The following is a 25,200-nucleotide window of genomic DNA, read 5'->3' on the forward strand; positions in this document are numbered from 1 at the left end:
CGCGCCAATAACAACTTAAGAGGCTGAAAGATGAATACGCGTACCCTCGATACTGAAAATAAAAATGCGGTTTATCGTAAAGTGACCCGACGGCTGATCCCGTTTTTAATCCTGTGTTATTTCTTTGCCTATATCGATCGTGTAAACGTGGGCTTCGCCAAACTCCATATGCAGGATGCGCTTAATCTGAGCGATACAGTTTATGGGATTGGTGCCGGTATCTTTTTTATTGGTTACTTTATCTTTGAAGTCCCCAGCAACCTGTTGATGCAGCGGTTTGGTCCCCGCTTCTGGATTGCGCGCATCATGGCCAGCTGGGCGATATTGTCCGCGCTGACAATGTTTGTGACTACTCCGACCCAGTTCTATGTCGTGCGCTTTTTACTGGGTGTCGCGGAAGCCGGGTTCTTCCCAGGGATCGTTTACTATTTAACGCTGTGGTTCCCCTCATGGCGCTCTGCTCGTACGCTCGGGCTGTTTATCCTGGTCACACCGTTATCAACCATTATCGGCAGTCCACTATCGGGGCTGATCCTGAAAATGTTTGAGGGCGTGGGTCACCTGCATAACTGGCAATGGCTGTTCCTGGTGGAGGCAATCCCATCATTCCTGCTGGCCTTCGTGGTGTTGCGTTATCTCGATAATGACGTGAAATCGGCGAAATGGTTGTCGGATGCTGAAAAAGCGCTGATCGAACAGGATTTGCAAAAAGACCAGCTTGATAAAGTAGCGGCGAATGCGGGAATGCCGCAGCACAGCCTGTCTGCCATGTTCCGCAACCGGTTCGTCTGGCTGCTGGCACTGATCTTCTTCAGCTTCAATATCGGCTATTACGGCATTAACTTCTGGTTGCCATCGATCATTAAAAGCTCCGGCGTACAGGATGATTTTGCTATCGGCCTGCTGGCGGCGGTGCCGTATATCTTCGGCGCGGTCTGCATGTTGTGGAACAGCCGTCACTCGGACCTGAAGCAGGAGCGCCGTTGGCACATTGCCATTCCGGCGATAGTCGGTGCGATTGGCCTGACGTTTAGCGCCCTCAATGAAGGCTCCACGTTCTGGATGATGGCATGGATTTGTGTCGCGATGTCCGGAACGTTATCGCTGATTCCAACCTATATCAGCCTGCCAGGGACGCTGCTCTCGGGTACTGCTGCAGCAGCAGGCATCGCGTTAGTGAACTCCATCGGCAACCTGGCCGGGTTCTTTGGTCCGACCGTACTGGGCTGGCTGAAAGACACCACCGGCAGCACCAGTAGCGGGCTGTATATTCTGGCGGGATTCCTGGTGCTCTGCGCACCGCTGATCTTCCTCATCCCGGCACGCCTGATTAACCCCCGCGATCGAAAAGCGACGACACAGGCAGAAAGCAGTGTATTAACGAAAAGAGGTCATATATGAGCAGTTGTGGCAGCGGATGCGCAGGTTGTGGTGGCGAACACTTCAACCCGATCCTCAGCGGTGATGACGGCGCCTTAAAACGTGCCCTGTATAAATCAATGGGACATACCGACGAGCAACTTCGCCGGCCAGTGATTGCCGTCGTCAACAGTTATACCAATGCAACGGCAGGGCATGCCAACCTGAATGAACTCACGACACATGTGCTAAAGGGCATTGATGAAGCGGGTGGCGTAGGCATGGTGTTTGGTACCATCGCTCCTTGTGACGGTATTGCAGAAGGGCATCTGGGCATGCGCTACATCCTGGCGGCGCGGGAAATTATCGCCAGCTCGATCGAAGTGATGATGCGTGCCCACCGCTTCGACGGCATGGTGCTATTGGGGTCATGTGACAAAATTGTCCCCGCCATGTTGATGGCGGCGGCTCGACTTGATATTCCGGCCATTCTGGTCAACGGTGGGCCAATGTATCCTGCTGAATACAAAGGTAAGCATTGGGACGGCAATATTGTCACTGAGGCAATAGGCTGGAAACGTCGCGGGGAAATCGATGAGGCAGAGTTCCGGCACATTGAAGATATTGCCGAACCAGGGCACGGATCCTGCACGATGTACGGAACGGCCAATACAATGTGCTGTATTGCTGAGGTTTTGGGTATGAGCCTGCCGGGGAGCAGTACGCTGCCCGCGATTTCACGCGAACGCCGTGATTGCGCCTATGCGACAGGAATGACCGCAGTGGACCTGGTAAAGCGCGGCGTGAATGCGCGGCAGATCATTACCCGCGACGCGATCCGCAATGCGATGACCTATCTGTTGGCTACGGGGGGCTCAACCAACGCAATTCTGCACCTGCAAGCTATTTACTATGAGGCGGAACTGGGACATCTGCCGCTGGCTGAGTTTGATGCTCTGAGTCATCAGGTACCGCTGGTGGCTTCGCTCTATCCGGCATCGGAATACGACATGATCGACTTCTGGGAAGCGGGGGGCGTCGCTGCGGTGGAAAAAGAGATCGCCAACCTGTTGGAACTCAATTGCCTGACGGTCAATGGACAGAAAAAAGGGGAGTGGCTAATGGATGTTCCTGCCACTCGTCGCCCGGAAGTGATTCATACGCTGGCGATCCCGGTACGCAATGAATCCGGTGTCGCGGTGCTGCATGGCAATTTGTCGCCTATGGGGTGTGTGGTGAAACCCGCTGCGGTTCCGGAGCATTTGATGGTCTTTACCGGACCTGCCGTGGTGTTTAACAGCGAGGATGAGGCCGTCGAGTCGATCCTCTCCGGTGATATTCAACCCGGCAGCGTGTTGGTTCTGCGTTACGAAGGACCGAAGGGGGGGCCGGGCATGCCAGAGATGTATAAGCCGATGAAATTCCTCGAAGGGATGAATCTCTCGGACTCGTGTGCGCTGATAACCGATGGGCGTTTTTCCGGTTCAAATCGGGGGCTATTCGTTGGGCATATTTCGCCAGAAGCCAGCGATGGCGGCGTGCTGGCACTGGTTGAAACGGGGGACACTATCAGCATTGATATTCCGCAGCGGACATTAACGCTGAATGTGGCGGATGCCGTACTGGCAGAGCGTCAAAAAGTCTGCCAACTGGTGCATAAAGAGGTGCCACGTGGATTCTTGCGGCTGTATCGTCGTTGGGCGCTACCTGCGGCGCAAGGGGCTGTACTGGCCGATAGGGAGGATCTCTGATGTCATCAGTCGCAATGATCCAGGGCGTCAATCCCATCGTCGCCATGCCGTTTACCGCACAGGGTGAGGTCGATTTTACGAGTTTTCGTCGGCTGGTGGCTCACCTTTCCGGTCTCGGTGTGAATGGTTTAACGTTGTTTGGTATTGCCAGCGAGTTTCCCAAGCTGGACGATGGCGAACGGTTGCAATTGGCAGAAATCTATCTTGATGAATTGTCGGGGAAGCGACTGTTTCGCGCACTGTCGATTACCGATCATAGCACCGACCTTGCAGTACGGCGGGCGCGGCTGTACCAAAGCATGGGGGCTGACGCGTTGATGTTGCTCCCGCCATTTTTCCTGCAACCGTCACTGGCAGCTGTACAGGCGCACATCTCTGCCGTACTTGAGGCGGTAACTATTCCGGTGATGGTGCAGTACGCGCCAGGCGAAACAGGATTCCCGGTTACGCCACATCAACTGGCCGAGGTCGCAAAACGCTATCCACATGCGGTGTTTAAGATTGAATGTAATCCGCCTGTGGATTACACGCGTGAATTCCTGCAACAGGCTCCAGACGCTCACGTTCTCAACGGTTACGCAGGTCTCTATATGCTGCATATGCTGGACGTGGGCGGAAAAGGCGTGATGCCAGGCTGCTCGTTTAGCGAAATTTATGTGCGTATATATCAACACTGGCTGGCGGGGGAACATCAGCAGGCGGTGCAATTACACAACGCGCTGTTGCCGTATATTCAGCACTGGATGCAGCACTGCGAATATATTATCCAGATTGAAAAAACGATATTGCAGCGACGCGGGATCATCGCCGATGACTATTGTCGTAAACCCGGTTGGCAATTAGCGGATGAGGATTTAAAAACCATCGATAGTTTTATTTCACAGTTCAATTTGTCGGTCTGAGTCATCTCCAGCAAGTGGATCGGGTATGGCACATCCATACCCGATTAAACACCTGTTCGTACTGGCGTTCTATAGCGCGCAGCATGCGAGGTTAACATGCAAAATGATATTCATGATTCAACGATTAAGAGAGTGAACAAACGGCTTATTCCCTTCCTGATGTTGCTGTATCTTATTGCTTATATTGACCGTTCTAACATTTCAGTCGCCGCATTACAGATGAACGCCGATCTTGCGCTAACCGCTGAAATGTATGGTATTGCTGCTGGTATTTTTTATATTGCTTATATTCTTTTTGAAGTGCCCAGCAATGTCATTCTGACGCGCGTTGGCGCGAAACTGTGGATCGCCAGGATTATGGTGACCTGGGGCATGATTGCTGCGGGTATGAGTCTGGTGCAGACGCCAACGCAGCTATATATTATGCGTTTTTTACTCGGTGTCGCGGAGGCGGGATTTACCCCCGGAATTATTTATTATCTTTCCTGTTGGTACCCGCGAAATAACCGGGCACATGCCATGTCCATGTTTTATATCGGCGCTGCGCTGGCATCAGTCATTGGCTTACCAATTTCCGGCTCTATTTTAAATATGCATGGTTTTTTCGATATTGCGGGCTGGCGTTGGCTGTTTTTATTAGAAGGTATTCCGGCGGTTATCCTCGGTGTGGTCGTTTGGTTTTATCTTGATGATTCTCCCGCTCAGGCGCGTTGGCTCAGTGTACAGGAACGAGACTGGTTACAACGGAAACTCTCGTCCGAAGCCGGGGCAGACAATCATCACCATCAGTGGCATCAGGCTCTCACCAGTAAAAAGGTATGGTTGCTGAGTGCCATCTGGTTGCTGCAGGCCTTTGGTACGATAGGCATTACGTTGTTCCTGCCGCTGATCGTTAAAGGTGTCGTCACGGAGCAAAGTAACCTGATTGTCAGCTTACTCTCCGCGGTACCTTTTTTGTTCGCATGTCTGTTTATGTGGCTCAATGGTCGCCATTCTGACCGTAGTGGAGAGCGACGTCTGCACCTTGCAATCCCGCTGATGTTAGCCGGCGGATTACTCCTTGTCGCGGTTTATACCCAGTATCTGCTGCTGGCATACCTTCTGCTGGTGGTAACGGTCGGTCTGAACTGGGCAATTACCCCAATATTCTGGGCGGCAACCACTGAATCCTTAACCGGGGTCGCAGGCGCAGCGGCCATCGCACTGATCAATGCTGTTGCCAACGTGGCAGGCCTGGTGTTTCCGCCGCTCATGGGACGGTTGAAAGATCTGACAGGAAATTATGATGCGTCTTTGGTGATTGTTGCGTTTGCCCTGGTGAGTGGCGGTGGGTTGGCACTGTACGTTCTGTCAATATCTCCCACGCGTAACTCGCGAGTTGCTGGAAAAGAAGAAAGCCTGCGTTAAGTCAAAAATCGTCGTTTCCACTGGTGCGTACCTGGGCATAAACGCCAACCAGGTGCGCACCAGCCATCTCATCCCGCCAACGCTGAAAATCTCTCGTAACTCACTCTATGTGTAAAATAAATGTTAGCAAACTGAGTCATATCCCCGTCCATTCAGGAACGTGATGTGCGATTTGTTTTAACAAATATGCGACAAAATCACTATACATATAACTTAATATCTTTTATACATTAATTGTTCAACCCTGCGACTATTCCACAAAAGAGAAAGAAATATGGAACAGACACCTGATAAGAAAAACGATAATTTTCAAAAAGATGGCAAAGAACAGTTCAACCGCTCGATCGGGCTTATTTCAAATTTTGCGTTGGGTTTTACCTACCTGTCGCCGCTTACCGCTGTTTATTCGCTGTTCGCGTTGGCAGTGACGTTGGCAGGACCACCCGCAGTGTGGTGGATTTTGATCGTCGCGTGTGGGCAGTTGTTAGTCGCCCTGGTGTTTGGTGAGGTTGCGTCTCAATATCCGATCACCGGGGGACTGTATCCCTGGGCGAGAAGGTTGTGGGGTAAGAAATATGCGTGGATCGCCGCCTGGATCTACCTGTGGGCGCTGGTGGTGACCATTACCTCGATCGCGGAATACACATCAACATTTGTTGAATCACTCTTTCATTATGGCCAGACACCCGCCACCATGCTGGTGACTTCCGTTTTGCTGCTGCTCTTGATGATGGCCGTCAATATGTCCGGGACCAGGAATCTGGCCAGGGTCGCCAAAATTGGTTTCTGGTGTGAAATCGTCAGCGTGATTGCGCTGGGTATTTACCTGCTGATTTTCCACCGTTCACAGCCTTTCTCCGTCATCTTTGATTCGATGGGGGTACTGGCGCATGACGGAAGTTATTCCACCGCCTTTATGTCCGCCGCGCTGATGGGCCTGTTTATGTTCTTTGGCTTCGAGGCGTGCGGTAACGTGGCAGAGGAAGTGCAAAATCCAAGCAAAAAAATCCCGGTAGCCATGATTTTAAGTATCGTGTTTGGCGCGATCTCCGCCATTATCTCCGTCATGGGCTACCTGCTGGCGTCACCGAACCTGGTGAGTATCGTGAATGGTAAAACCGCCGATCCGATCCCGGCAATCCTTAATGAAGCGCTGGGGGAAACCGGTGCGACGGTCTTTATTATTGTCGCTATTATCGCGATGCTGTCGTGCATTTTGTCTCTGCAAGCAGCATTAAGTCGTCTTATCTTTTCTTTCTCCCGCGACAGAATGCTGCCGGGCAGTGAGTGGATGGCCAAAATTTCTAAAAATGGTGTCCCGGATAATGCCATGGTCGTCAGCTGTGTGTTGCCCGTTATCATTTGTGTCTGGGTCTATTTCCAGCCAGATAACTTATCGCGTATCACCGCATTTGCTGTTATCGGTATTTATATTTCATTCCAGATGGTGGTACTGGCCGCGCTGCGTCAACGCCTGAAAGGCTGGAAACCCGCCGGAGAGTGGACGATTGGTGGTTGGGGTGTGATTGTCAACGTGCTGGCGTTAGCTTACGGTCTGTGTGGGATCTGGTTACTGGCACAGCCTGCTGACAGCAGTGATTTCATCGACCGTTGGACAGTACTGTTTGGTCTGGCGATTGTGGTAGGTTCAGGATTGATCTACATGTTCCTTACCCGACCCTTTGGCCGCTCGGCTGCACCGGAAAACGATGCCATTGCCTACGCCACGAAACTCAATATGGGGCAGGATAACTAAAACTAAGGGCCTTCGGGCCCTTAGTTTCGACCGTTTTACGCGCCGGATACGACGCTGGCATCCTTATCCGGTAACGCTCAGCCTTGAATTGACTATTTCTGGTAGTGATAAAGGATAAAGTAGTCGCTTTGATACACCACCGTGCTGTGCGCAGGTGACAATAATTCACCGACGCGAAAGCGCGGCCAACTGGAAAAGATGATCCGGTTTTCCAGATTGGTCAGAATGACATAATCAGGGTGAGGGCAGGAGAGCAGTTCGGCTTCTATCTGACTGACCAGCAGATCGACGGCGGCGACGCCGAGAAACTGATCATGATAGTAAACTGGCACCGCTGAGGTTAGGGTATAGGAGATGTTACAGATATAGTCGACATACGGGCCATGGATATACGCTTCACCTGCCGGAGGCGAATGCTTAAACCACTCAAAGGTTCTGAAATCCAGCCGCTGTTGCGTCGCCTGATCCAAATCCAGATGTGCCTGACTCAATCCATTATCTTTCTTATACCACCATTCCAGCAGCCAATATTCTTTGGTGGTTTCTGTACTCCCAATATGGCTGGCGAAACCTGCGCCCGAACAGTAGTGGTTGTTGTTCAGTGTGCTCTTGATGTGTTGTTGAACCGTTGATCTGACAGCAGGGTCGAGGACAACTTCGGCTGAAGCTTTTTGCACACCAGCAATGGCCTCGTGAATGCTCCTCGCCAGCGCAACGGTAGACTCTACGGTAGAGGCGGTAATATCATCAATTTTACGGATTAATGCGCTTAAGGATGTCGAAGAGCTCATGGTCTGTCCTGCCTTCACTGATTGTCAGTTCGAGTTATATTTCAGCTTTTTTTCAATAAGGTAATAGGTAAACGTGTCGATGATCTGCGTGGCGTACTGGACTGACTCGGTCTCGTTATGGGCGGCGAGCGCGTCGGCCAGCGCCGAATAAAGCGCAATAATTTCCGCATGAATATTGTCGGCGCGATAGAGTATTGCCACCAGTGATGCCCACTCGGCCTGGACCTGAAGCTCCTGGTTGGCCAGCCGTGCTGAATGAGAGCTGGCCGCAATTGCCAGCAAACAACGCATATCGGCCTGAGTCATCAGTTCAGGTGAATCGGCTTTCCTCAGTACGTCTACAAACTCGCGAAATTTGGCAATGTCCGCCCCGGTCATGCGTCTGGAGGCTAACCTGGCGCTGTGGCTGATAATGGCGCAATGCATTTCGCCTAAATCCGAAAGGTAATCGGTACTGATCGATTTAAACGGATGCAGGGCGCTATTTTTGCCATCAATATTCTCGCAAACGAAGCTCCCGCCATTACGGCCACGAACCGTATGGATAAGATTATTAGCCCGAAGCGTGTTGAGCGCTTCTCTGATAGTGATATGTGAGACACCCATCATCTTTGCCAAATCGGTTTCATTGGGCAGCTGTTCTTTTGGCTCCAGCAACCCGGTAATAATGGCGTTTGAAAGGCGCTGCACTATCTGGTCTGAACGACTGACCTGCCCGATAGGCGCAAATATGACCGCATGAGTAATCATAATCTTTTCTGCACTCAATTCCCTGAAACAACGACCATTTTTAACACATGCCCGCGGGGCACGAAAGGTCAGAATGGCCGCGTTATTTTACCAGCCCACGCGCAACATCGCTGCACAGGCGGATGTGTGTCCCGATAGCGTCAAAACGCATTCCGCGCTGACGATAAATAACCTTACCCTGAAAATGTAAAATTTAAGTTAAAAGTGCGAGGCTTATCATAGTGTCAATGTTGCGCATTTGAAAAATTTTTACAATATATATATTACATAAGCTTCTTTATGTATTAATTGGCGGGAGAAAGGCATGAGAACCCTGAAGCATTTTATAAACGGGCAATATGTAGCGGGTAACACAGAAGACACGTTTGAGTTGGTGAGCCCGGTTGACGGTGAAACGTACGCGTTATCGCCTAATGCCGGTGCGACTGAGGTGGCGCTTGCCTACTCGGCGGCCGCGGCGGCATTTAACATATGGAAAAAATCGACACCTGCCCAGCGACAAAAAGCACTGCTGCAACTGGCGGATGAGATAGAAAAAAATGTTGAACGACTGGTCAACGCGCAAAGCCAGGAAACCGGTCAATTGCGTCATTTTATCGAGAAAGAAGAGATCGCTGCGTCGTGCGATGCGATCCGTTTTTTTGCCGGCGCAGCACGTTGTCTGGAAGGGAAGGCCGCCGGAGAATATTCCGCCGGGTTCACCTCAACGATTCGTCGTGAGCCGTTGGGCATTGTGGGACAAGTCACACCGTGGAATTACCCGTTTATGATGGCGGTATGGAAGATTGCACCGGCGCTTGCCGCTGGCAATACGGTGGTTTTAAAGCCGAGCGATACCACCCCGGTAAGTACGCTGCTCCTGGCTGAACTGGCGGCACCCTTATTTCCGCGAGGGGCGTTTAACGTCGTGTTGGGCAAGGCCAGTACTGGCTCGCTGGTGGTTTCTAACCCGACGGCTTCATTGGTGTCGATTACCGGTTCGGTACGCGCTGGTCTGCAGGTTGCGGCATCAGCAGCAGCTAACCTGACAAAGGCCCATCTTGAACTGGGTGGCAAAGCGCCCGCCGTCGTATTCGCTGATGCCGATATGGACAAGGCGATTACTGCTATCACTACCGCAGGATTTTTCAATGGCGGACAGGATTGTACTGCCGCCACGCGCATCCTGGTGGAAGATTCTGTCTATGCGACGTTCCTGGAAAAACTGATCCAAAAAACGAAAAGTATCAAGTTTGGTCCTCCGCAGGATCAGGATGCGTTATATGGCGCGCTGAATAGCAAAAATCAGCTTGAGCAGGTGAAGGGGTTTATTGAGCGTTTACCTGCACATGCGAAAATTGAAACCGGTGGTCATGCGGGGCCTGGGCCGGGTTTCTACTTTGAACCGACGATAATTTCCGGCCTGCATCAACACGATGAAGCCATTCAACACGAAGTGTTTGGCCCGGTAATGACCATTCAGTCGTTTTCTGGTGATGAAGAAGCGTTGCGCAAGGCGAACGATGTGGAATATGGCCTGGCCGCGAGCGTCTGGACCAGCAATCACAGTCGCGCGCAGCGTTTCAGTATTGATCTCGATTTCGGCACAGTTTGGATTAACAGTCATATTCCTCTGTGCGCCGAAATGCCACACGGTGGATTCAAAAAATCCGGCTACGGAAAAGATCTCTCCTCTTATTCGCTCGATGAGTATACCCGGGTGAAACATATCATGTGTGATATCTCCGAATAACAGGTAATACGATGAAAACATTAAAAATAGCCGTACTTTCATTGGTGATGTTCTCAGGATTCAGCCTGGCAGAAAGCTCACCGCTGAACACGGTAAAAGCGTATATGGCAGCATGGAATGCGCATAATGCGCCGCTGGCAGCCCAGTACCTGGCGGACGATGCCGTTTATTACGATGCCGCTGCAGGGGAGCCGGTAAACGGGCGGGAAAAAGCTGAAAAAGATGTGATCGGTGCATTTATTAAGGCGGTCCCGGATCTGACCTGGAAAATGGTCGGTAAACCTGTTGCTGATGAAGATACTGTGGCATTTCGTTGGGAATTCTCGGGTAAAAATAGCGGCGAATGGGCGGGAAGCCCGCCGACAAATAATCCGATCAAATTTGAAGGTGTCAGCTATATTCATGTTAAGGCAGGAAAAATCACCTGGCAGGGTGATTATTATGACGCTAAAAAACTGGATGAAGAGCTGAAGCCAGTGAAGTAGTCGGCGGTGTCCTCCTTGTATCTACGAGGGGGAACCTCTCATTTGTAGTGTTTTTTAGGACAATGTGTCAGTGGCAAAAGGACAAAGTTAATGGCAATTACCCGACGTGATTTTCTCAACGGCGTGGCGGTGACGATCGCTGCGGGACTGACCCCTCTGGATCTGGTCAGAGCGGCAGGAAAGGGGCACGAATTTATTGATGGAAGTTATTATCCGCCGGCGTTAACGGGGCTACGCGGCAACCATCCGGGTTCGTTTGAAATGGCCCATGCGTTAGGCCGTGAACATAAGCACTTTGATTTAAGCGCTCTGCCCGTAGAGGAAGAGTACGATCTGGTGATTGTGGGCGGCGGTATCAGCGGACTGGCCGCAGGTTGTTTCTGGCATGAACTGGCCGGGAAAAACAGCAAGGTGCTGATCCTTGATAACCATGATGATTTTGGTGGTCACGCCAAACGCAACGAATTCACCTCCGCAGGCAAAAAACTTATCGGATATGGCGGGAGTGAAGCCTTTCAATCACCCGCGCATAACTTCAGCCCCGAAGTGAATAAGCTGATGGAAACTGTCGGCGTAAGCGTCACGCGGTTGAAAAAGAGTTTTGACGTTAATTTCTACCCCGACTGGCAGCTTAGTCGCGGCGTCTTCTTCGATAAAAAGAATTTTGGTGAGACGAAAATAGTCAGCGGTGATCCGGGTCGTGCGGTATCCGATGATATTCCGCCAGATCGGCTCAATGGCCGTAATATCGAAGACTTTATCAATGACTTCCCATTGAGTGAGGAAGATCGTAAAGCGCTAATCGATCTGCACGTACGTCCGGTTGATTATCTTCCAGGGATGACGGTTGATGAGAAAACGGAATGGCTGGATACCCACAGCTATAGTGAGTTTCTTGCCACCAGGGTTGGTTTAAGCAAAATGGCGCTGCTCTATTTTCAGCAGCGTTCCAACGATTTCTTTGCCATCGGTATTGAAGGCATATCCGGTAGTGATGCTCGTGCGTGCGCATTGCCGGGAATGGAAGCGTTAGGGCTGCCGCCGCTGGACGGTGAATCGCTGGCCGACCTCGAAGAGCCCTATGTCTATCATTTCCCGGATGGCAATGCGGGTCTGGCACGGTTGCTGGTCAGACACATGGTACCGGACGCGCTGCCGGGCAATACCATGGAAGATTCTGTCCTCGCCAGACTGCATTATGAAAAGCTCGACCTGCCGGAAAACGCCACGCGTTTGCGCCTGAACAGCACGGTGATTAATGCGGCGAACGTGGAGGGGGGCGTTGCCGTCACGTATCTTTGCGACGGCAAAATGCATCGCGTGCGCGGTAAGAACGCCATTATGGCGGGCTATAACATGATGATCCCGTATCTGGTACCGGAAACGCCAGAGCAGCAGCAGGCCGATCTCAAACTGAACGTGAAGGCGCCGCTGGTGTACACCAATGTGGTGGTCAAAAACTGGCAAGCATTTAAGCAATTGGGGGTTCATGAGTTTTATTCACCGGCCGCGCCTTATAGCCGAATCAAGCTCGACTATCCGGTCAGTATCGGTGGATACCAACACCCGGCCTCGCCGGACGAGCCCATGGTGATTCATATGGTCTATGTGCCCACGTATCCTGGCAGTAATCTGTCCGCGAGGGAGCAGTTCCGTTTGGGGCGTGCTTATCTGCTGGGGACCACGTTTGCCGCACATGAAGAGATGATCCGTTCTCAGTTGCAGGAAATGTTTGGCTCAACCGGTTTTGACAATCAGCGGGATATCGCGGCCATTACTGTTAACCGTTGGGCGCATGGTTATGCGTATTACGCTAATTCACTGTTCGACGATATGGAAAAAATGCCGGAGATTATTGAGCGGGCGCGTAAACCTATCGGACGTATTGCCATCGCTAACTCTGATGCTGACTGGAGCGCTTATGCTCATGCTGCTATCGATCAGGCATGGCGCGCGGTCAATGAACTCAAGGATATGGGGTGATCTATGCGTAATGTAACCGTTCTAATCGCCTGCCTGTTTACTGCTTCTGTCTCTGCCGCTGAATCTAACGGTGAGTACATCGCGAGGATCTCCGACTGCGTGGCATGCCATACCGCGGAAGGCGGAGCGGCGATGGCGGGAGGCAAGAAGTTCCCCACGCCGGTTGGTGATATCTATTCGACGAATATTACCCCGGATAAGACTCACGGTATCGGCAACTATTCTTACGATGATTTTGAGAAGGCCGTGCGCCAGGGGATTGCCAAAGACGGTCATCCCCTGTATCCGGCGATGCCTTATCCTTCTTACTCGAAACTGTCCGACGCAGATGTTCAGGCGCTGTATAGCTACTTCATGCATGATGTTAAGCCGTCAGCAGAGCCCAATAAAGAGAACGCCATTCCCTGGCTTGTCTCGGCCCGCTGGCCGCTGCATATCTGGAATTGGTTGTTTACCGATGCGCCGACTGCCGCTGTTGAAGATAACAAAGCGGATGATACGGCAGCACGGGTAAAACGGGGTGCTTATCTGGTGGAAGGTCCGGGTCACTGCGGGTCATGCCATACCCCGAGAGGGATGGCGATGAACGAAAAAGCCTATACCAATGCCGATGCTGAGTACCTGAGCGGGGCGATGATCGACGGCTGGTATGCGCCATCGCTACGGGGAACCGGGATGTCTGAGCAGGAGTTAACGTCATTGCTGCTGACGGGGAAAAGCAAACATGCTGCAGTATCGGGATCGATGTCTGAAGTCGTCAGCCAGAGCACACAGTATCTGACGGACGAAGATGCCACGGCGATTGCACAATATCTGTTGAGCCTGAAAAGTGAGAAGACGGAACCGGCACGTACGGTAGCTGCCACGGCCTCCTGGTCGAATTCGCCTGAAGCGGGTAAAGTGACTTACAACCGCTACTGCTCGACCTGTCATGGTCTGGAAGGGAAAGGAACCGATGATAATGCACCTTCGCTCATTCACAACCCGTTAGTGATGGTAGACGACCCAACGCCGTTGTTCAGGGTGATTGCCCACGGCGCAGAAACACCGACGACACGGGGGAATGTCTCCTTTAAGATGCCAGCCTATGGTGGGTTGCTCAGCGACAGCGAAATGCGCGACGTGATCAATTACGTGCGTAAAAGCTGGGGTGAGGGTAATGGTGAGGTAAGCCAGGACGATCTGTCCGGGATTAAAAAAGCCTCACATTAATCGGTGCGATGATGCCGGATGGCGCTGCGCTTAGCCGGCCTACAAAAATGCGTAATTAGTAGGCCGGATAAGGTGCTTGCACCGCCATCCGGCAGTGCTTACTCGGTGTTTATTCTGATAATACCTGCCAGTCGGGTAAACGCCGCAGCCATCTCATGTTCTTCAATACTGGCAAAGCCCAGTAGCAGACCGCTGCGTTTTTCTTCTTTCACGTAGTAGCGCGAAAGTGGGCGAACCAGAAGACCTTGTGCGTTGGCCTGTTGGGCAATGGCGCTATCATCAGTACCCGCAGGTAGCTGTAAAATCAGATGTAGCCCGGCGTTGCTGCTGTAAGGCCCCAGATAATCCTCACCAAGCTGGCTGACAATGAGCTCTACCAACGTATGTCGTCGGCGGCTATATAACTGGCGCATTTTACGGATGTGCGCCGCATAGTAACCCTCACGAATAAACTCAGCCAGCGCCGCCTGAATCAGGAGATGCCCACCACGATAGAGATCGTTATGTACCTTCATCAGTGGGGCGGCAAGCGGTTTAGGTATCACAACGTACCCGAGCCGCAGTGCCGGATAGAGGGTTTTGCTGAAGGTGCCGATATAGATAACCGGAGCATCTTCTTCCAGTCCCTGCAATGACGGGATGGGTTGGCCGGAAAAACGAAACTCGCTGTCGTAGTCATCTTCCACAATCCAGCTGTGCGTTTCACGTGCCTGATAGAGTAGCTGCCGCCGTCGACCAAGGCTCATTACCGGGCCAAGCGGATATTGATGTGACGGTGTCACAAAAATGAGTTTCGGTGCCGGGTCGACGCAAGCAGGCGGAACCATGCCTTGTTCATCCACCGGGATGGCAGAAAAGTTGACCGCATTGATGCGCAGAATGTTTTTTATTCCCCAGTAACCGGGTTCTTCGATCCACGTATTATCACCAGGATTACATAAAGAGCGAGTTACCAGATCCAACGCCTGGTGAATGCCCTCGGTAATCAATATTTGATCTGGCGTACAGCGTACGCCGCGTGCGGTGCGCAGATAGTCCGCCAGCGCTTCTTTCAGTTCAATCAAACCACCCGTGGCATCGTAGGTGAGAAACTCCGGGCGTAGCCGCCTTGCCAACCGATCCTGAATCTTTTTCAGCGTGCGATGCGGGAAAGAATGCACGTCCGGTACACCAGGAATAAAAGCCCCCCACTGGCGGGGACTGGCGCTGGCATGCCCTAGCAGTTCAAGGCTACGGGTGGACAAACTGGTGTGATCTTCATGTGTCGCAGGTGAAACCAGTTGTTTATTAGGGGCCTGGCCGAGATTGTCCAGCACGCTGTCGGTCACAAATGTGCCGCTGCTGGTGCGCGCGGAGATATAGCCTTCGGCCTGCAACTGCTCGTAAACCCGCAGGACAGTATTCCGTGATAACGCCAACTCACTCGCCAGATCGCGTGAAGGAGGCATGCGGGTAGCGGGTTTCAGGTTCCCCTCAAGGATGCAGCTACAGATGGCGGCATACAGGCGACGATGCAGCTTCTCGTCCGTCTGCTGGCTAAATGCATGCTTGATCACATCTCCGGCAAGTGAACGCATTTGGATCCTTAAAATAAAACGATTTGGCTCTCGATTAAAGTACCAGATGGCGTCTAAATTTAAAGGGTAATTCAACCAATTGTGTTTATGGACAAGGTGTAGAGAATGAACAATAAAAACCTGCAACAACGTCGTCTGGATGCCACCCCACGTGGCGTGGGTGTGATGTGTGATTTTTATGCCCAGTCGGCTGAAAACAGCACGATTACCGATATAGAAGGCAATCAGTATATCGATTTCGCCGCCGGGATTGCCGTGCTGAACACCGGGCACCGCCATCCTCGTCTGGTGCAGGCCGTTGAAGCGCAACTGCAAGCCTTTACCCATACGGCTTATCAGATTGTTCCCTACGAAAGCTATGTGTCGCTGGCGGAGAAAATCAACGCCGTGGCGCCAATTGACGGTAAGCGTAAAACGACATTCTTTACTACCGGGGCTGAGGCCGTGGAAAATGCGGTTAAAATTGCCCGCGCTCACACCGGTCGCCCTGGCGTTATCGCCTTTGGCGGTGGTTTCCACGGGCGGACATACATGACGATGGCATTAACCGGCAAAGTGGCGCCATACAAAAAAGGCTTCGGCCCGTTCCCGGGGTCCGTTTACCATGCGCCGTATCCTTCTGCGCTGCAGGGGATTTCAACTGCAGACTCGATTAAAGCGATAGAACGTTTGTTTAAAGCGGATATCGATCCGAGCCAGGTCGCTGCGATTATCTTCGAACCCGTCCAGGGTGAAGGCGGCTTTGTTGTCGCACCGGCGGAGTTTGTCGCGGCAATTCGCCGTATCTGCGATGAGCATGGCATCGTGATGATTGCCGATGAGGTGCAAAGTGGTTTCGCCCGTACTGGGGAGCTGTTTGCGATGGATCACTATGCGGATAAAGCAGACCTGATGACCATGGCGAAAAGCCTTGCGGGTGGGATGCCGTTATCGGGTGTGGTAGGCAAAGCCGATATTATGGATGCGCCTGCGCCGGGTGGACTGGGGGGTACTTACGCCGGGAACCCGCTATCGATTGCGGCAGCTCATGCGGTGCTGGATATTATTCGTGATGAAAAGCTGTGCCAGCGTGCAGCAGCGCTTGGCGAGCAACTGCGTGCTGTGCTGACCGATGCGCGTGCAGCGTGTCCTGAACTTGCTGAAGTGCGGGGATTAGGCTCGATGATTGCCGCTGAATTCTGCGATGCAGCCACGGGTGAACCCAGTGCCACCGCCGCACAGCGCGTGCAGAAAAAAGCGCTTGAACAGGGGCTGCTGCTGTTAACGTGCGGTCAGTATGGCAACGTGATCCGCTTCCTGTACCCACTGACTATTCCGCAGGATCAGTTTGCAAAAGCGTTAGAGATAATCAAAACGTCGATGAAGTAATCTCGTTCAAAACCGATCGTGTGTAAAGCCGACAGTAGCCATTACCGTCGGCTTTTTTGTTGTCAGCCATTCGCCAATCCCTTTCGTTATATATTTACATATATATCGATTAAGCCTATTCTATTCATCATACAAATATAATAAACGTGCCCCGCAAGAGAAGGCGCTTGTGTTAGCGACCGCCAGTCTTTCTATCTAACGAATTGAATCAACACATGTTAAATTGCAAAATCACCCCAATTGCCTCCGGGTTGCTGACTTTTTCTTGTCTTGCTGCCCCCCTGTCGGCCCATGCTGATGACACCATTACCGTGACTGCCTCCGCGCCTGCTCAATCTTCGTTTCCCGAGCAGGAGCCTGCGGCGGCTGAAAAAAAGGCGACGATCGGTAGCCTGGGCCAGCGAGAGTTAATCGATGTTCCGTGGTCGGTACAAACACTGTCGAAAAAGGTGATTGATCAGCAACAAATCAAAGATGTTAAGGATGTTTATCGCTACATACCGTCCGTTCAGGGAGAGGGTGTTCGCCCACAAACCCGTGGCATGCAAGGGAGCGTGGTGCAAAACCATATGATTGATGGGCTGAATGCCGTTTCCACCACCGAATATCCGACAGAGCAGTTCCAGAATATAGACGTACTGAGCGGTATTGCGGGTTCACTGTACGGGCCAGCCAACCCGGCGGGGATGTTTAATCTGGTCTCGAAACGCCCTCTGGATACGCCACTGCATCGGGTTACCGTAGGGCAAGGTACAGGGTCAGGAACGCTGGCATCAATGGATTTCAGCGGGCCTGTCGACGAGGGAGACAGAGTGAAGTACCGCCTCAACCTGATGAATGATGAAGGGCACAGTTACACCACCGATAGTCATGTTCGTCGGCAGTACGCGGGGTTGGGCCTGGATTTTCAGTTGACCGAGAAAACCGTGCTGGAGAGTAATTTCAGCTATTACCATTATTACGAAAAAGGCATGCCGGGCAGCTTTGCGCTGGCAAAAGGCGTGCAGTTTCCTTCGGCATTCGATCCGACTAACAGTAAATATGGTCAGTCGTATGCAGGTCATGATGATGAAACGACCACCGCGGACATGCACATCAAGCATGATTTTGACGGTAACTGGATGCTGGATCTGGGGGCCTTGCACCAGGTGGCTGACCGCGAATCGACGGCGGTAACCAATACCCTGACGGATAATCGGGGTCACTACACCACCACGACCTCGAATTCAGCGGCCAGTCGTTTTACGATCAACAGCTATTTAGCGAACCTGACCGGCAGCATTGATTCCGGCTGGTTGACGCAGGATATCGCGACCGGAATGCGCGGATTTGTATGGAAAAACTATAACCCGAGAAATGGGGGAACCTTTACGCTGGGGCATTCTTCACTTGATCAACATCCCGACTATCCACGCCCGCCTTATCCTGACTTTACTCATCGCTATCATTCGGCGACCACTACGCAGCATGCATTTCTGTTAAGCGATACGCTGCATTTCACTCCGCAATGGAGTTTGTTGCTGTCAGGTAGCGAAAACCTGTTTACCGTCAGCAACTATAACAAATCCGGTCATGAAACCAGTCGCCAAAAGGATAACGGCATGAGCGGCTCCACCAGCCTGATGTATAAACCGGTTGAGAACGTCACGTTGTACACCACCTGGGCTGACAGTTTGCAGCAGGGGGATACCGCACCGGCCGGGGCCAGCAACGCAGGACACGTACTGGATCCGTATCGCAGCCATCAGGTGGAGGTGGGGGCAAAATATGCGCCCGTCAAAGATCTGCTGCTCACCGCTGCACTATTTGAAGCAAAACGTCCCTTTGCTTATACCAACGACAACGGTGAATTTGCTCAGGACGGTACGCAGAAAAACCGCGGGCTGGAACTGATGGCTGATGGGCATATCACGGAAAATTTACGGGTGTTAGGGGGAGCCGCCTGGTTGGACCCCATGCTGCACAACACTGCCGCCAGTAATGCAGATGGTAAGCAGGTTGTCGGCTTGCCACGCTTTACCTCGAATGTGCTGGCAGTCTATAGCATTGAACAGGTTCAGGGACTGGATGTGGATGCCAACGTGCATTACGTCGGACGTCGGGCTACCGATAACGCGAATGATACCTGGGTAGGCAGTTATACCACGGTGGATATTGGTAGCCGTTATGCCACCAGACTGTGGAACACACCCACGACTTTCCGGTTTGATATCACTAACCTGACTGACCGCCGCTACTGGACCAACATTGTCCCCGGCGCGTTGACGGGTTATACGGGGGCCGGGGCGGCCAGCGCGCAACTTGGCGCCCCACGTCAGGCGCAGATTTCTGTTCAGGTTGATTTTTAAGGATTGCTGATGAAAACGTGCCACACATGGCTGCTCTGTGTGTGGCTGGCGTTTCCCGCCCTGGCCACGCGTCAGGTTGTGGATGATGCCGGTCACACTGTCACCGTCCCCACACAGGTTCAACGTATTGCGGATAGCTGGTTTGCCCATCACTCGGTGCTGATGACGCTGGGGGCGGGACGTCAGATTGTCGCCACCGTCAACCACCCACAGAGCCAGCCGTGGATGTTCAAAATAAACCCATCGCTTAATCAGGCCTTACAAATTCACGGGACGTCATTCAATAGCGAGGCCCTGCTGGCTCTGCATACCGACGTTCTGTTTGTCGCAAAGGGCAAGGGGGATGCGCAGAGCTACAACCAGGCGGGTATCCCGACGCTGGAAATGGCATTTACTGATTATCCGTCGATGGAAAAGTCGGTCACGACCACGGCGGACGTGTTGGGTACGGACCAGGCGCGCGCCAGGGCGGTGGCATATAATCAATTTTTAACCCGCACTATTGCGGATGTTCGCGCTAAAACGGCGACGTTAGCGGAAAATCAGCGCCCGCGGGTTCTGCACATTCAGTCGCTAAACCCACTGAAAGTCGACGGTAGAAACACGTTGATTGATACCTGGATTGCGCTCTCTGGTGGGCGGAACGTCGCCGGGGAAGTGGACGGTAACATGAAAGAAGTCTCACCCGAGCGGGTGCTGTATTGGCAGCCGGAGGTGATTATTCTCGGGGCGGGATGTGGCGATATTGCCCGTTCACCTTATGCCGCGTTGTTCAAAGAACTTAACGCGGTGAAACAGGGCAAAGTCTGGCGCAATCCGGCGGGCGTCTTCCCCTGGGATCGCTATGGAACCGAAAGTGCGTTGCAGTTGCTGTGGGCCGCGTCAAAACTGCATCCAACACTGTTTAGCGGTCTGGATATGGTTAACGTAACCCGCGATTTTTACCGCCAGTTTTTTGATTATTCGCTTAGCGAGGCGCAGGCGATGCGGATTTTAGCCGGCCTACCCCCACAGGGGTAAAGCGGGAAGCGCGGGCGGGCAAATGCAGGCCAGTTCAGGTTTACACGCTGTATTTGCCGCGACGAACCGCGTGGCGGTATACCGTGCCTGGCGATAATGGGTTGCCAGCTATCACGTTATATAATTTAATGCATATCGAATTTTTCCCAGTCCAGATGGTATCTATGTTAACGCTTCGCTCTTTTGTGCTGGTTTGCGCCAGCATGTTTTTTGCCTTTTCCGCGCAGGCGGATCGTACTATCACCGATCAGCTTGGGCGTCAGGTTACGATCCCTGACCATGTCGATAAGGTGGTTGTTCTGCAACACCAGACGCTGAATATACTGGTGCAACTGGATGCTGCGCAGGATATCGTCGGCGTGATGTCGAGCTGGAAAAAACAGCTTGGGCCTGAGTTTGCCCGGTTTATGCCGACAATAACTACGCTGCCTACGCCTGGCGATCTCACCAGCGTGAATATCGAAAGTCTGCTGGCGATTCATCCGCAGGTGGTGTTTGTCGCCAACTATGCGCCCGCCGAGATGATCCAGCAGATTCAGAATGCCGGTATCCCGGTGGTGGCTATCTCGTTACGTCAGGATATTGCCGGGCAACAGAATAAAATGAACCCGACGATGGCTGATGAAGAGCAGGTCTACAACGACGGTTTAAAGCAGGGGATCCGCCTGATTGCGGATGTGGTAGGGCGTAAAACGCAGGCGGAAACGCTGGTCAATTACGTCTTTACGGCGCGAGCAAAATTCAATGCGCCAGTTGCGGCCATACCGGAAGCGCAAAAGGTTCGCATTTATATGGCTAACCCTGACCTTATGACCTACGGTTCCGGGAAATACACCGGCCTGATGATGCAACATGCGGGAGGGTTAAATGTGGCGGCGGCCAGCGTGAAAGGCGCACGTCAGGTGGCGCTTGAGCAGGTGCTGGCGTGGAACCCGCAGGTGATTTTTGTTCAGGACCGATATCCGCAGGTGGTCACTGAGATCCAAAACGATCCTAACTGGCAGGGCATTGATGCGGTGAAAAATCATCGCGTCTGGTTGATGCCTGAATATGCCAAAGCCTGGGGCTATCCAATGCCGGAAGCGTTGGCGATAGGTGAGCTGTGGATGGCTAAAAAACTTTACCCGGATGCCTATAAGAATGTCGACGTGGATGCGCAGGCGCAGGATTACTACCAACGTTTTTATCGTGTGAACTGGCAGTCTGATGCTGCTAAGTAAACGGGGTTTCCCCCTGCAATCATTACTGATAGTAGGGGTGTTGGTGCTGGGGGTTAGTTCGCTGTGTCTCGGACAATATCCGCTGTCGCTACGTGACGTGTTTTATCAACTCACCCATTTTGGCGATGCGCAGGATATTGCCAGTCAGGTGATATGGACGGTCAGACTACCGCGTATTCTGATGGCGTTGCTGGCGGGTGGCGCGCTGGGATTGTGTGGTGCTACCTTGCAAGGGGTGTTTCACAACCCATTGGTCGACCCGCACATCATAGGCGTAACCTCGGGGGCGGCTTTCGGCGGGACGCTGGCCATTCTGCTGGGCCTTGAGCCGTGGCTGATGATGGGGTCAACCTTCTTCTTCGGTCTGGCGGCGCTCATTCTGGTGTATGCCATTGCGGCCTTACAAGGGCTGGAAAATACGCTGGTGCTGATCTTGTCTGGCATTATTTTAAGTGGTTTTTTTGCCGCGTTGGTGAGCCTGATTCAATACCAGGCCGATACGGAAGAAACCTTGCCGAACATCGTATTCTGGCTGCTGGGCAGTTTTGCCACGGCTAACTGGCATAAAGTCCTGCTGCTGGCGATCCCGGTATCCATTGCGGCGACGATGTTGTACCAGTTGCGCTGGCGGATAAATCTGTTATCGCTCAATGATAAAGATGCTAAGGCGCTGGGCGTGGCGGTGGTCCCGCTGCGGCGTAGCGTACTGGTGTGCTGCGCGTTTTTAGTTGCCGCTCAGGTGGCGGTCAGCGGCAGTATTGCCTGGGTCGGGCTGGTTATTCCCCATCTTGCGCGGTTGCTGGTGGGGGTTGATCATCGTCGCTTGCTCCCGTGTGCATTCTGGATGGGGGGCGGCTTTATGATTGCGGTCGATGATATCGCCCGCACCCTGATGCATGCGGAAATACCGCTGGGGATTATCACCGCGTTGCTCGGCGCACCGCTGTTTGCCTTCTTGCTTATTCGTACCAGTCGTCGGAGGAAACAATGATATCTGTTGCGCTCTGCGTGAATCAGCTTAGCTATGGCTATCGCTCTCCATTGTTTGATCCCCTCACTTTTCAGTGTGAGCAAGGCCAGATCTGGGCGGTGCTTGGGCGAAACGGTCTGGGCAAGAGCACGCTGCTGGATACGCTCACGGGCACGCGACCCGCACTGGGCGGGAGTATTGACGTTCATGGGGGGATAGGCATTGTGGCCCAGCATTGCCATCTGCCGTTTCCCTATACGGTGAGCGATGTGGTGTTGATGGGGCGGGCGCAGCACGTAAAATTGTTTGCTCAGCCCAGCCGTCAGGATCAACAACGGGCGGAGCAGGCGCTGGAACAGCTAAACATTGCGCATCTCGCCGCCACATCGTTTAGCTCACTTTCTGGCGGTCAGCAGCAACTGGTGATGATTGCCCGCGCTCTGGTTACGGAATGCCAGACGCTGTTGCTTGACGAGCCATGTTCAGCGCTGGATCTTGCTAATCAGCAGGTCGTGCTACAGCTCATCAGCGATTTGGCACACCGGCAGGGCTGTAGCGTGCTTTTCTCGACGCACGATCCGTTGCACGCCTTACAGATTGCAACCCATACGCTGCTGTTGCTTCCCGAGGGCAAATGGCTGGCAGGGCCGACAGACGGCGTGGTGACAGAAGACAATCTGTTCCAGGCCTATGGCCTGCCATTGCGAAAATTTAGTGTGGAAAACTATCAGACTCCGTTTATTGCGCCGCTGTTTGCGATCCAGCGCTAACGGGCAAGAAACCGGCGGCGGTCAGCAACGCCTGACCGTCGTGGGCAAGCATAAATTTAACCAGTCTCATCACTTCCTCAGAAGCATCGAGCACCGCGAGTTGGTATTCACACAAGATGTTCTGTGCAGCAGGAATAGCAACGTAGCGAACATCGGACTGTGAACCGAGTGCTTTTGCATAATGCGCGTAACCAATAAACAGATCGGCCAACCCCTGGCGAAGAATCCAACTGCTTGCCAACTCACCAGGCGGGATGCTGAGCGTATCGCGGCCGCCAACCAGTGGCAGGGCGCGTGCACGAAGCTGTCGTCCAAGGCCCGGTTCCAGTGCATCCATGTTGTCGAATAATGCCCAGGTATAATCACCGGAAGGGTCGCAACCCGGTGTGGATGTGCCAATACGCAGTGCCGGGTCGCGAAGTAAATCCAGCCATTCACCGCGCCGGTTGGTGACCAGACCCAGTTGATTCCAGCACAGTGTATGCGTGGAAACGGCCTGGCGTGTGTCCAGTAGCCGTTGCGGATGTGCCCGATTTGCACTGGCGAACAGTGCACACGGTTCCCCGGCTTCAATACGCTCGCGTAGCAACCCTGCCGGGCCATAGCCAACGTTGACCTCAATGCCGCTAAGGTGGGTGAACTGATTGAGCAGTGGGGTAAATGCCAGTCGTAAACTTCCCGCAGCAAGGAGGGTGATTGAAGAGGGCATGAAATCTGATCTCTGGGCTATGGCGGTTATGCGAAGAAGATGAATGATACGCTCTGCACAAGGGATTTTGAAGGCATCTGGTGACGCGGTTCCGCTTGTATCATTTGGTGTCGTAGTCACATTCATCGGGGTATTTGATCCAGGGTGCGGTGGGATGCTGACGCTATCTTTTTTTGTTCTATGCTTTGACCGTAATGAAAAGATCCTGAACGGGAACGGAAGAGGGCATGCGTGCAGGGGGAAGACAAATGACAATCTTGTGTAAGACCTGCGGGACGTCCTATGACGATGCGCAAGGGGCGATAACGCATTGCAAAATCTGCGAAGATGAGCGCCAGTATGTTCCCGTTAGCGGGCAATCATGGATCGATCCAGCCGTGCTTCACGCGACGCATACGAATAAATGGCAGCAGCATGAGCATTTGCTACTGAGCATTCAGACTGTGCCACGGTTTGCCATTAACCAGCGGGCATTTTTGCTACGCACCCCGCAGGGGAATGTGCTCTGGGATTGTATTGCGAATCTGGACCCGGCCACGCAGACGCTCATCACCGCGCTGGGTGGGGTGAGCGCTATTGCTATTTCGCATCCTCACTACTACTCCACGATGCAGGATTGGGCGGCAGCATTCGATGCACCAATCTATCTGCATGCCGACGATCGCCAGTGGATTATGCGTGACAGTCCCTCTATTCGGCTGTGGGAAGGCGATGTGCATAAATTGCTCCCTACCGTGACGTTGTTACGCCTGGGCGGACATTTTGCGGGGGGGAGTATTATGCATATTGATGATGGAGAGGGGATAATCCTCGCGGGCGATATTCTGCAGGTCACTCCCGGTGCGGATGCCGTGTCGTTTATGTGGAGCTACCCCAATATGCTGCCATTGCCGGCAAGCGCGGTTATCCACATTATGCACGCGTTGCAGGATGTCAGATTCGACCGACTCTATGGCGCATTTGAAGGTCAGGATATTAAATTCAATGCCAGACAGATTGTGGAGCGATCGGTGCAGAAGTATCTTACTTGTCTGCGCAAAGAATAGGGCGAATTTCAGGAGAACGTTTGAGAATTTTCGAAGTAGAAAAG

20 protein-coding genes are annotated in these 25,200 nt (G+C 52.7%); 16 read left to right on the forward strand and 4 right to left on the reverse strand.

What is annotated here, in order from left to right; all coding sequences use genetic code 11:
* The first annotated feature begins 30 nt into the window (after positions 1-30).
* From QMN38_RS02495 to QMN38_RS02515, 5 genes are all read left to right on the forward strand, one after another.
* Positions 31-1,401 (forward strand): MFS transporter, encoded by a 1,371-nt coding sequence (locus QMN38_RS02495; RefSeq protein WP_323604408.1) that lies wholly within the window; start codon positions 31-33, stop codon positions 1,399-1,401.
* Positions 1,398-3,110: a dihydroxy-acid dehydratase gene (ilvD, locus tag QMN38_RS02500; RefSeq protein ID WP_271440808.1), complete on the forward strand. Its 1,713-nt coding sequence runs from the start codon at positions 1,398-1,400 to the stop codon at positions 3,108-3,110. Before QMN38_RS02495 ends, ilvD begins: the two co-directional genes overlap by 4 nt.
* Positions 3,110-4,012 (forward strand): dihydrodipicolinate synthase family protein, encoded by a 903-nt coding sequence (locus QMN38_RS02505; RefSeq protein WP_271450258.1) that lies wholly within the window; start codon positions 3,110-3,112, stop codon positions 4,010-4,012. Before ilvD ends, QMN38_RS02505 begins: the two co-directional genes overlap by 1 nt.
* Positions 4,013-4,108: 96 nt before the next feature.
* Complete coding sequence (locus QMN38_RS02510; protein ID WP_271440810.1) at positions 4,109-5,419, forward strand: MFS transporter; 1,311 nt, start codon at positions 4,109-4,111, stop codon at positions 5,417-5,419.
* A gap of 274 nt (positions 5,420-5,693) precedes the next feature.
* Positions 5,694-7,175 carry an APC family permease gene (locus QMN38_RS02515; RefSeq protein WP_137383305.1) on the forward strand — a complete coding sequence of 494 codons (1,482 nt, stop codon included), beginning with the start codon at positions 5,694-5,696 and terminating at the stop codon, positions 7,173-7,175.
* Positions 7,176-7,267: 92 nt separating this feature from the next.
* Here QMN38_RS02515 and QMN38_RS02520 read toward each other — a convergent pair whose 3' ends face one another.
* A complete protein-coding gene (locus QMN38_RS02520) occupies positions 7,268-7,966 on the reverse strand; it encodes a cache domain-containing protein (RefSeq protein ID WP_271455372.1) in 699 nt (232 codons plus the stop codon).
* A gap of 24 nt (positions 7,967-7,990) precedes the next feature.
* The gene (locus QMN38_RS02525) at positions 7,991-8,716 is read right to left on the reverse strand and encodes a FadR/GntR family transcriptional regulator (protein WP_271440812.1); all 726 of its coding nucleotides are present in this window, start codon (positions 8,714-8,716) and stop codon (positions 7,991-7,993) included.
* 304 nt (positions 8,717-9,020) lie between these two features.
* Here QMN38_RS02525 and QMN38_RS02530 point away from each other — a divergent pair, with 304 nt between their 5' ends.
* From QMN38_RS02530 to QMN38_RS02545, 4 genes are all read left to right on the forward strand, one after another.
* A complete protein-coding gene (locus QMN38_RS02530) occupies positions 9,021-10,448 on the forward strand; it encodes a gamma-aminobutyraldehyde dehydrogenase (protein WP_271450256.1) in 1,428 nt (475 codons plus the stop codon).
* A gap of 11 nt (positions 10,449-10,459) precedes the next feature.
* Entirely contained in the window at positions 10,460-10,933 is a 474-nt protein-coding gene (locus tag QMN38_RS02535; RefSeq protein WP_323604409.1) for an ester cyclase, read from the forward strand.
* A gap of 90 nt (positions 10,934-11,023) precedes the next feature.
* Entirely contained in the window at positions 11,024-12,916 is a 1,893-nt protein-coding gene (locus QMN38_RS02540; protein WP_323604410.1) for an NAD(P)-binding protein, read from the forward strand.
* Positions 12,917-12,919: 3 nt separating this feature from the next.
* Complete coding sequence (locus QMN38_RS02545) at positions 12,920-14,128, forward strand: cytochrome c (RefSeq protein ID WP_271456382.1); 1,209 nt, start codon at positions 12,920-12,922, stop codon at positions 14,126-14,128.
* 98 nt (positions 14,129-14,226) lie between these two features.
* On the opposite strand, the gene pdxR is transcribed toward QMN38_RS02545, so the two are convergent.
* A complete protein-coding gene (gene pdxR, locus QMN38_RS02550; RefSeq protein WP_323604411.1) occupies positions 14,227-15,705 on the reverse strand; it encodes a MocR-like pyridoxine biosynthesis transcription factor PdxR in 1,479 nt (492 codons plus the stop codon).
* A gap of 105 nt (positions 15,706-15,810) precedes the next feature.
* Here pdxR and puuE point away from each other — a divergent pair, with 105 nt between their 5' ends.
* The 6 genes from puuE (at position 15,811) to QMN38_RS02580 (ending at position 23,401) form a co-directional block, all read left to right on the forward strand.
* Positions 15,811-17,073: a 4-aminobutyrate transaminase gene (puuE, locus tag QMN38_RS02555; protein ID WP_323604412.1), complete on the forward strand. Its 1,263-nt coding sequence runs from the start codon at positions 15,811-15,813 to the stop codon at positions 17,071-17,073.
* 215 nt (positions 17,074-17,288) lie between these two features.
* Positions 17,289-19,421: a TonB-dependent receptor gene (locus QMN38_RS02560; protein ID WP_323604413.1), complete on the forward strand. Its 2,133-nt coding sequence runs from the start codon at positions 17,289-17,291 to the stop codon at positions 19,419-19,421.
* A gap of 9 nt (positions 19,422-19,430) precedes the next feature.
* The gene (locus QMN38_RS02565) at positions 19,431-20,441 is read left to right on the forward strand and encodes an ABC transporter substrate-binding protein (protein ID WP_323604414.1); all 1,011 of its coding nucleotides are present in this window, start codon (positions 19,431-19,433) and stop codon (positions 20,439-20,441) included.
* A gap of 164 nt (positions 20,442-20,605) precedes the next feature.
* Positions 20,606-21,661 carry an ABC transporter substrate-binding protein gene (locus tag QMN38_RS02570; protein WP_323604415.1) on the forward strand — a complete coding sequence of 352 codons (1,056 nt, stop codon included), beginning with the start codon at positions 20,606-20,608 and terminating at the stop codon, positions 21,659-21,661.
* Complete coding sequence (locus QMN38_RS02575; RefSeq protein ID WP_323604416.1) at positions 21,648-22,652, forward strand: FecCD family ABC transporter permease; 1,005 nt, start codon at positions 21,648-21,650, stop codon at positions 22,650-22,652. The genes QMN38_RS02570 and QMN38_RS02575 overlap by 14 nt, the downstream gene beginning before the upstream one ends.
* Positions 22,649-23,401, forward strand: a complete 753-nt coding sequence (locus QMN38_RS02580) for an ABC transporter ATP-binding protein (RefSeq protein ID WP_323604417.1) — start codon at positions 22,649-22,651, stop codon at positions 23,399-23,401. Before QMN38_RS02575 ends, QMN38_RS02580 begins: the two co-directional genes overlap by 4 nt.
* Here QMN38_RS02580 and QMN38_RS02585 read toward each other — a convergent pair.
* Positions 23,370-24,110: a substrate-binding domain-containing protein gene (locus QMN38_RS02585; protein ID WP_271456390.1), complete on the reverse strand. Its 741-nt coding sequence runs from the start codon at positions 24,108-24,110 to the stop codon at positions 23,370-23,372. The two genes, QMN38_RS02580 and QMN38_RS02585, sit on opposite strands and share 32 nt — an antisense overlap.
* Before the next feature lie 248 nt (positions 24,111-24,358).
* On the opposite strand from QMN38_RS02585, the gene QMN38_RS02590 reads away from it, so the two are divergent.
* On the forward strand, positions 24,359-25,156 hold the full coding sequence (locus tag QMN38_RS02590) for an MBL fold metallo-hydrolase (protein ID WP_323604418.1): 798 nt from the start codon (positions 24,359-24,361) through the stop codon (positions 25,154-25,156).
* The last annotated feature ends 44 nt before the right edge of the window (positions 25,157-25,200 follow it).

Origin of the sequence: Citrobacter sp. R-1.5.2 (assembly GCF_035064245.1) — a bacterium.
Classification (GTDB): Bacteria; Pseudomonadota; Gammaproteobacteria; order Enterobacterales; family Enterobacteriaceae; genus Citrobacter.

Excerpts from the sequence above, each read along its gene's own strand:
- QMN38_RS02495 (WP_323604408.1), top strand. The coding sequence starts at position 31 with ATGAATACGCGTACCCTCGATACTGAAAATAAAAATGCGGTTTATCGT.
- ilvD (WP_271440808.1), top strand. The coding sequence starts at position 1,398 with ATGAGCAGTTGTGGCAGCGGATGCGCAGGTTGTGGTGGCGAACACTTC.
- QMN38_RS02505 (WP_271450258.1), top strand. The coding sequence starts at position 3,110 with ATGTCATCAGTCGCAATGATCCAGGGCGTCAATCCCATCGTCGCCATG.
- QMN38_RS02510 (WP_271440810.1), top strand. The coding sequence starts at position 4,109 with ATGCAAAATGATATTCATGATTCAACGATTAAGAGAGTGAACAAACGG.
- QMN38_RS02515 (WP_137383305.1), top strand. The coding sequence starts at position 5,694 with ATGGAACAGACACCTGATAAGAAAAACGATAATTTTCAAAAAGATGGC.
- QMN38_RS02520 (WP_271455372.1), bottom strand. The coding sequence starts at position 7,966 with ATGAGCTCTTCGACATCCTTAAGCGCATTAATCCGTAAAATTGATGAT.
- QMN38_RS02525 (WP_271440812.1), bottom strand. The coding sequence starts at position 8,716 with ATGATTACTCATGCGGTCATATTTGCGCCTATCGGGCAGGTCAGTCGT.
- QMN38_RS02530 (WP_271450256.1), top strand. The coding sequence starts at position 9,021 with ATGAGAACCCTGAAGCATTTTATAAACGGGCAATATGTAGCGGGTAAC.
- QMN38_RS02535 (WP_323604409.1), top strand. The coding sequence starts at position 10,460 with ATGAAAACATTAAAAATAGCCGTACTTTCATTGGTGATGTTCTCAGGA.
- QMN38_RS02540 (WP_323604410.1), top strand. The coding sequence starts at position 11,024 with ATGGCAATTACCCGACGTGATTTTCTCAACGGCGTGGCGGTGACGATC.
- QMN38_RS02545 (WP_271456382.1), top strand. The coding sequence starts at position 12,920 with ATGCGTAATGTAACCGTTCTAATCGCCTGCCTGTTTACTGCTTCTGTC.
- pdxR (WP_323604411.1), bottom strand. The coding sequence starts at position 15,705 with ATGCGTTCACTTGCCGGAGATGTGATCAAGCATGCATTTAGCCAGCAG.
- puuE (WP_323604412.1), top strand. The coding sequence starts at position 15,811 with ATGAACAATAAAAACCTGCAACAACGTCGTCTGGATGCCACCCCACGT.
- QMN38_RS02560 (WP_323604413.1), top strand. The coding sequence starts at position 17,289 with ATGTTAAATTGCAAAATCACCCCAATTGCCTCCGGGTTGCTGACTTTT.
- QMN38_RS02565 (WP_323604414.1), top strand. The coding sequence starts at position 19,431 with ATGAAAACGTGCCACACATGGCTGCTCTGTGTGTGGCTGGCGTTTCCC.
- QMN38_RS02570 (WP_323604415.1), top strand. The coding sequence starts at position 20,606 with ATGTTAACGCTTCGCTCTTTTGTGCTGGTTTGCGCCAGCATGTTTTTT.
- QMN38_RS02575 (WP_323604416.1), top strand. The coding sequence starts at position 21,648 with ATGCTGCTAAGTAAACGGGGTTTCCCCCTGCAATCATTACTGATAGTA.
- QMN38_RS02580 (WP_323604417.1), top strand. The coding sequence starts at position 22,649 with ATGATATCTGTTGCGCTCTGCGTGAATCAGCTTAGCTATGGCTATCGC.
- QMN38_RS02585 (WP_271456390.1), bottom strand. The coding sequence starts at position 24,110 with ATGCCCTCTTCAATCACCCTCCTTGCTGCGGGAAGTTTACGACTGGCA.
- QMN38_RS02590 (WP_323604418.1), top strand. The coding sequence starts at position 24,359 with ATGACAATCTTGTGTAAGACCTGCGGGACGTCCTATGACGATGCGCAA.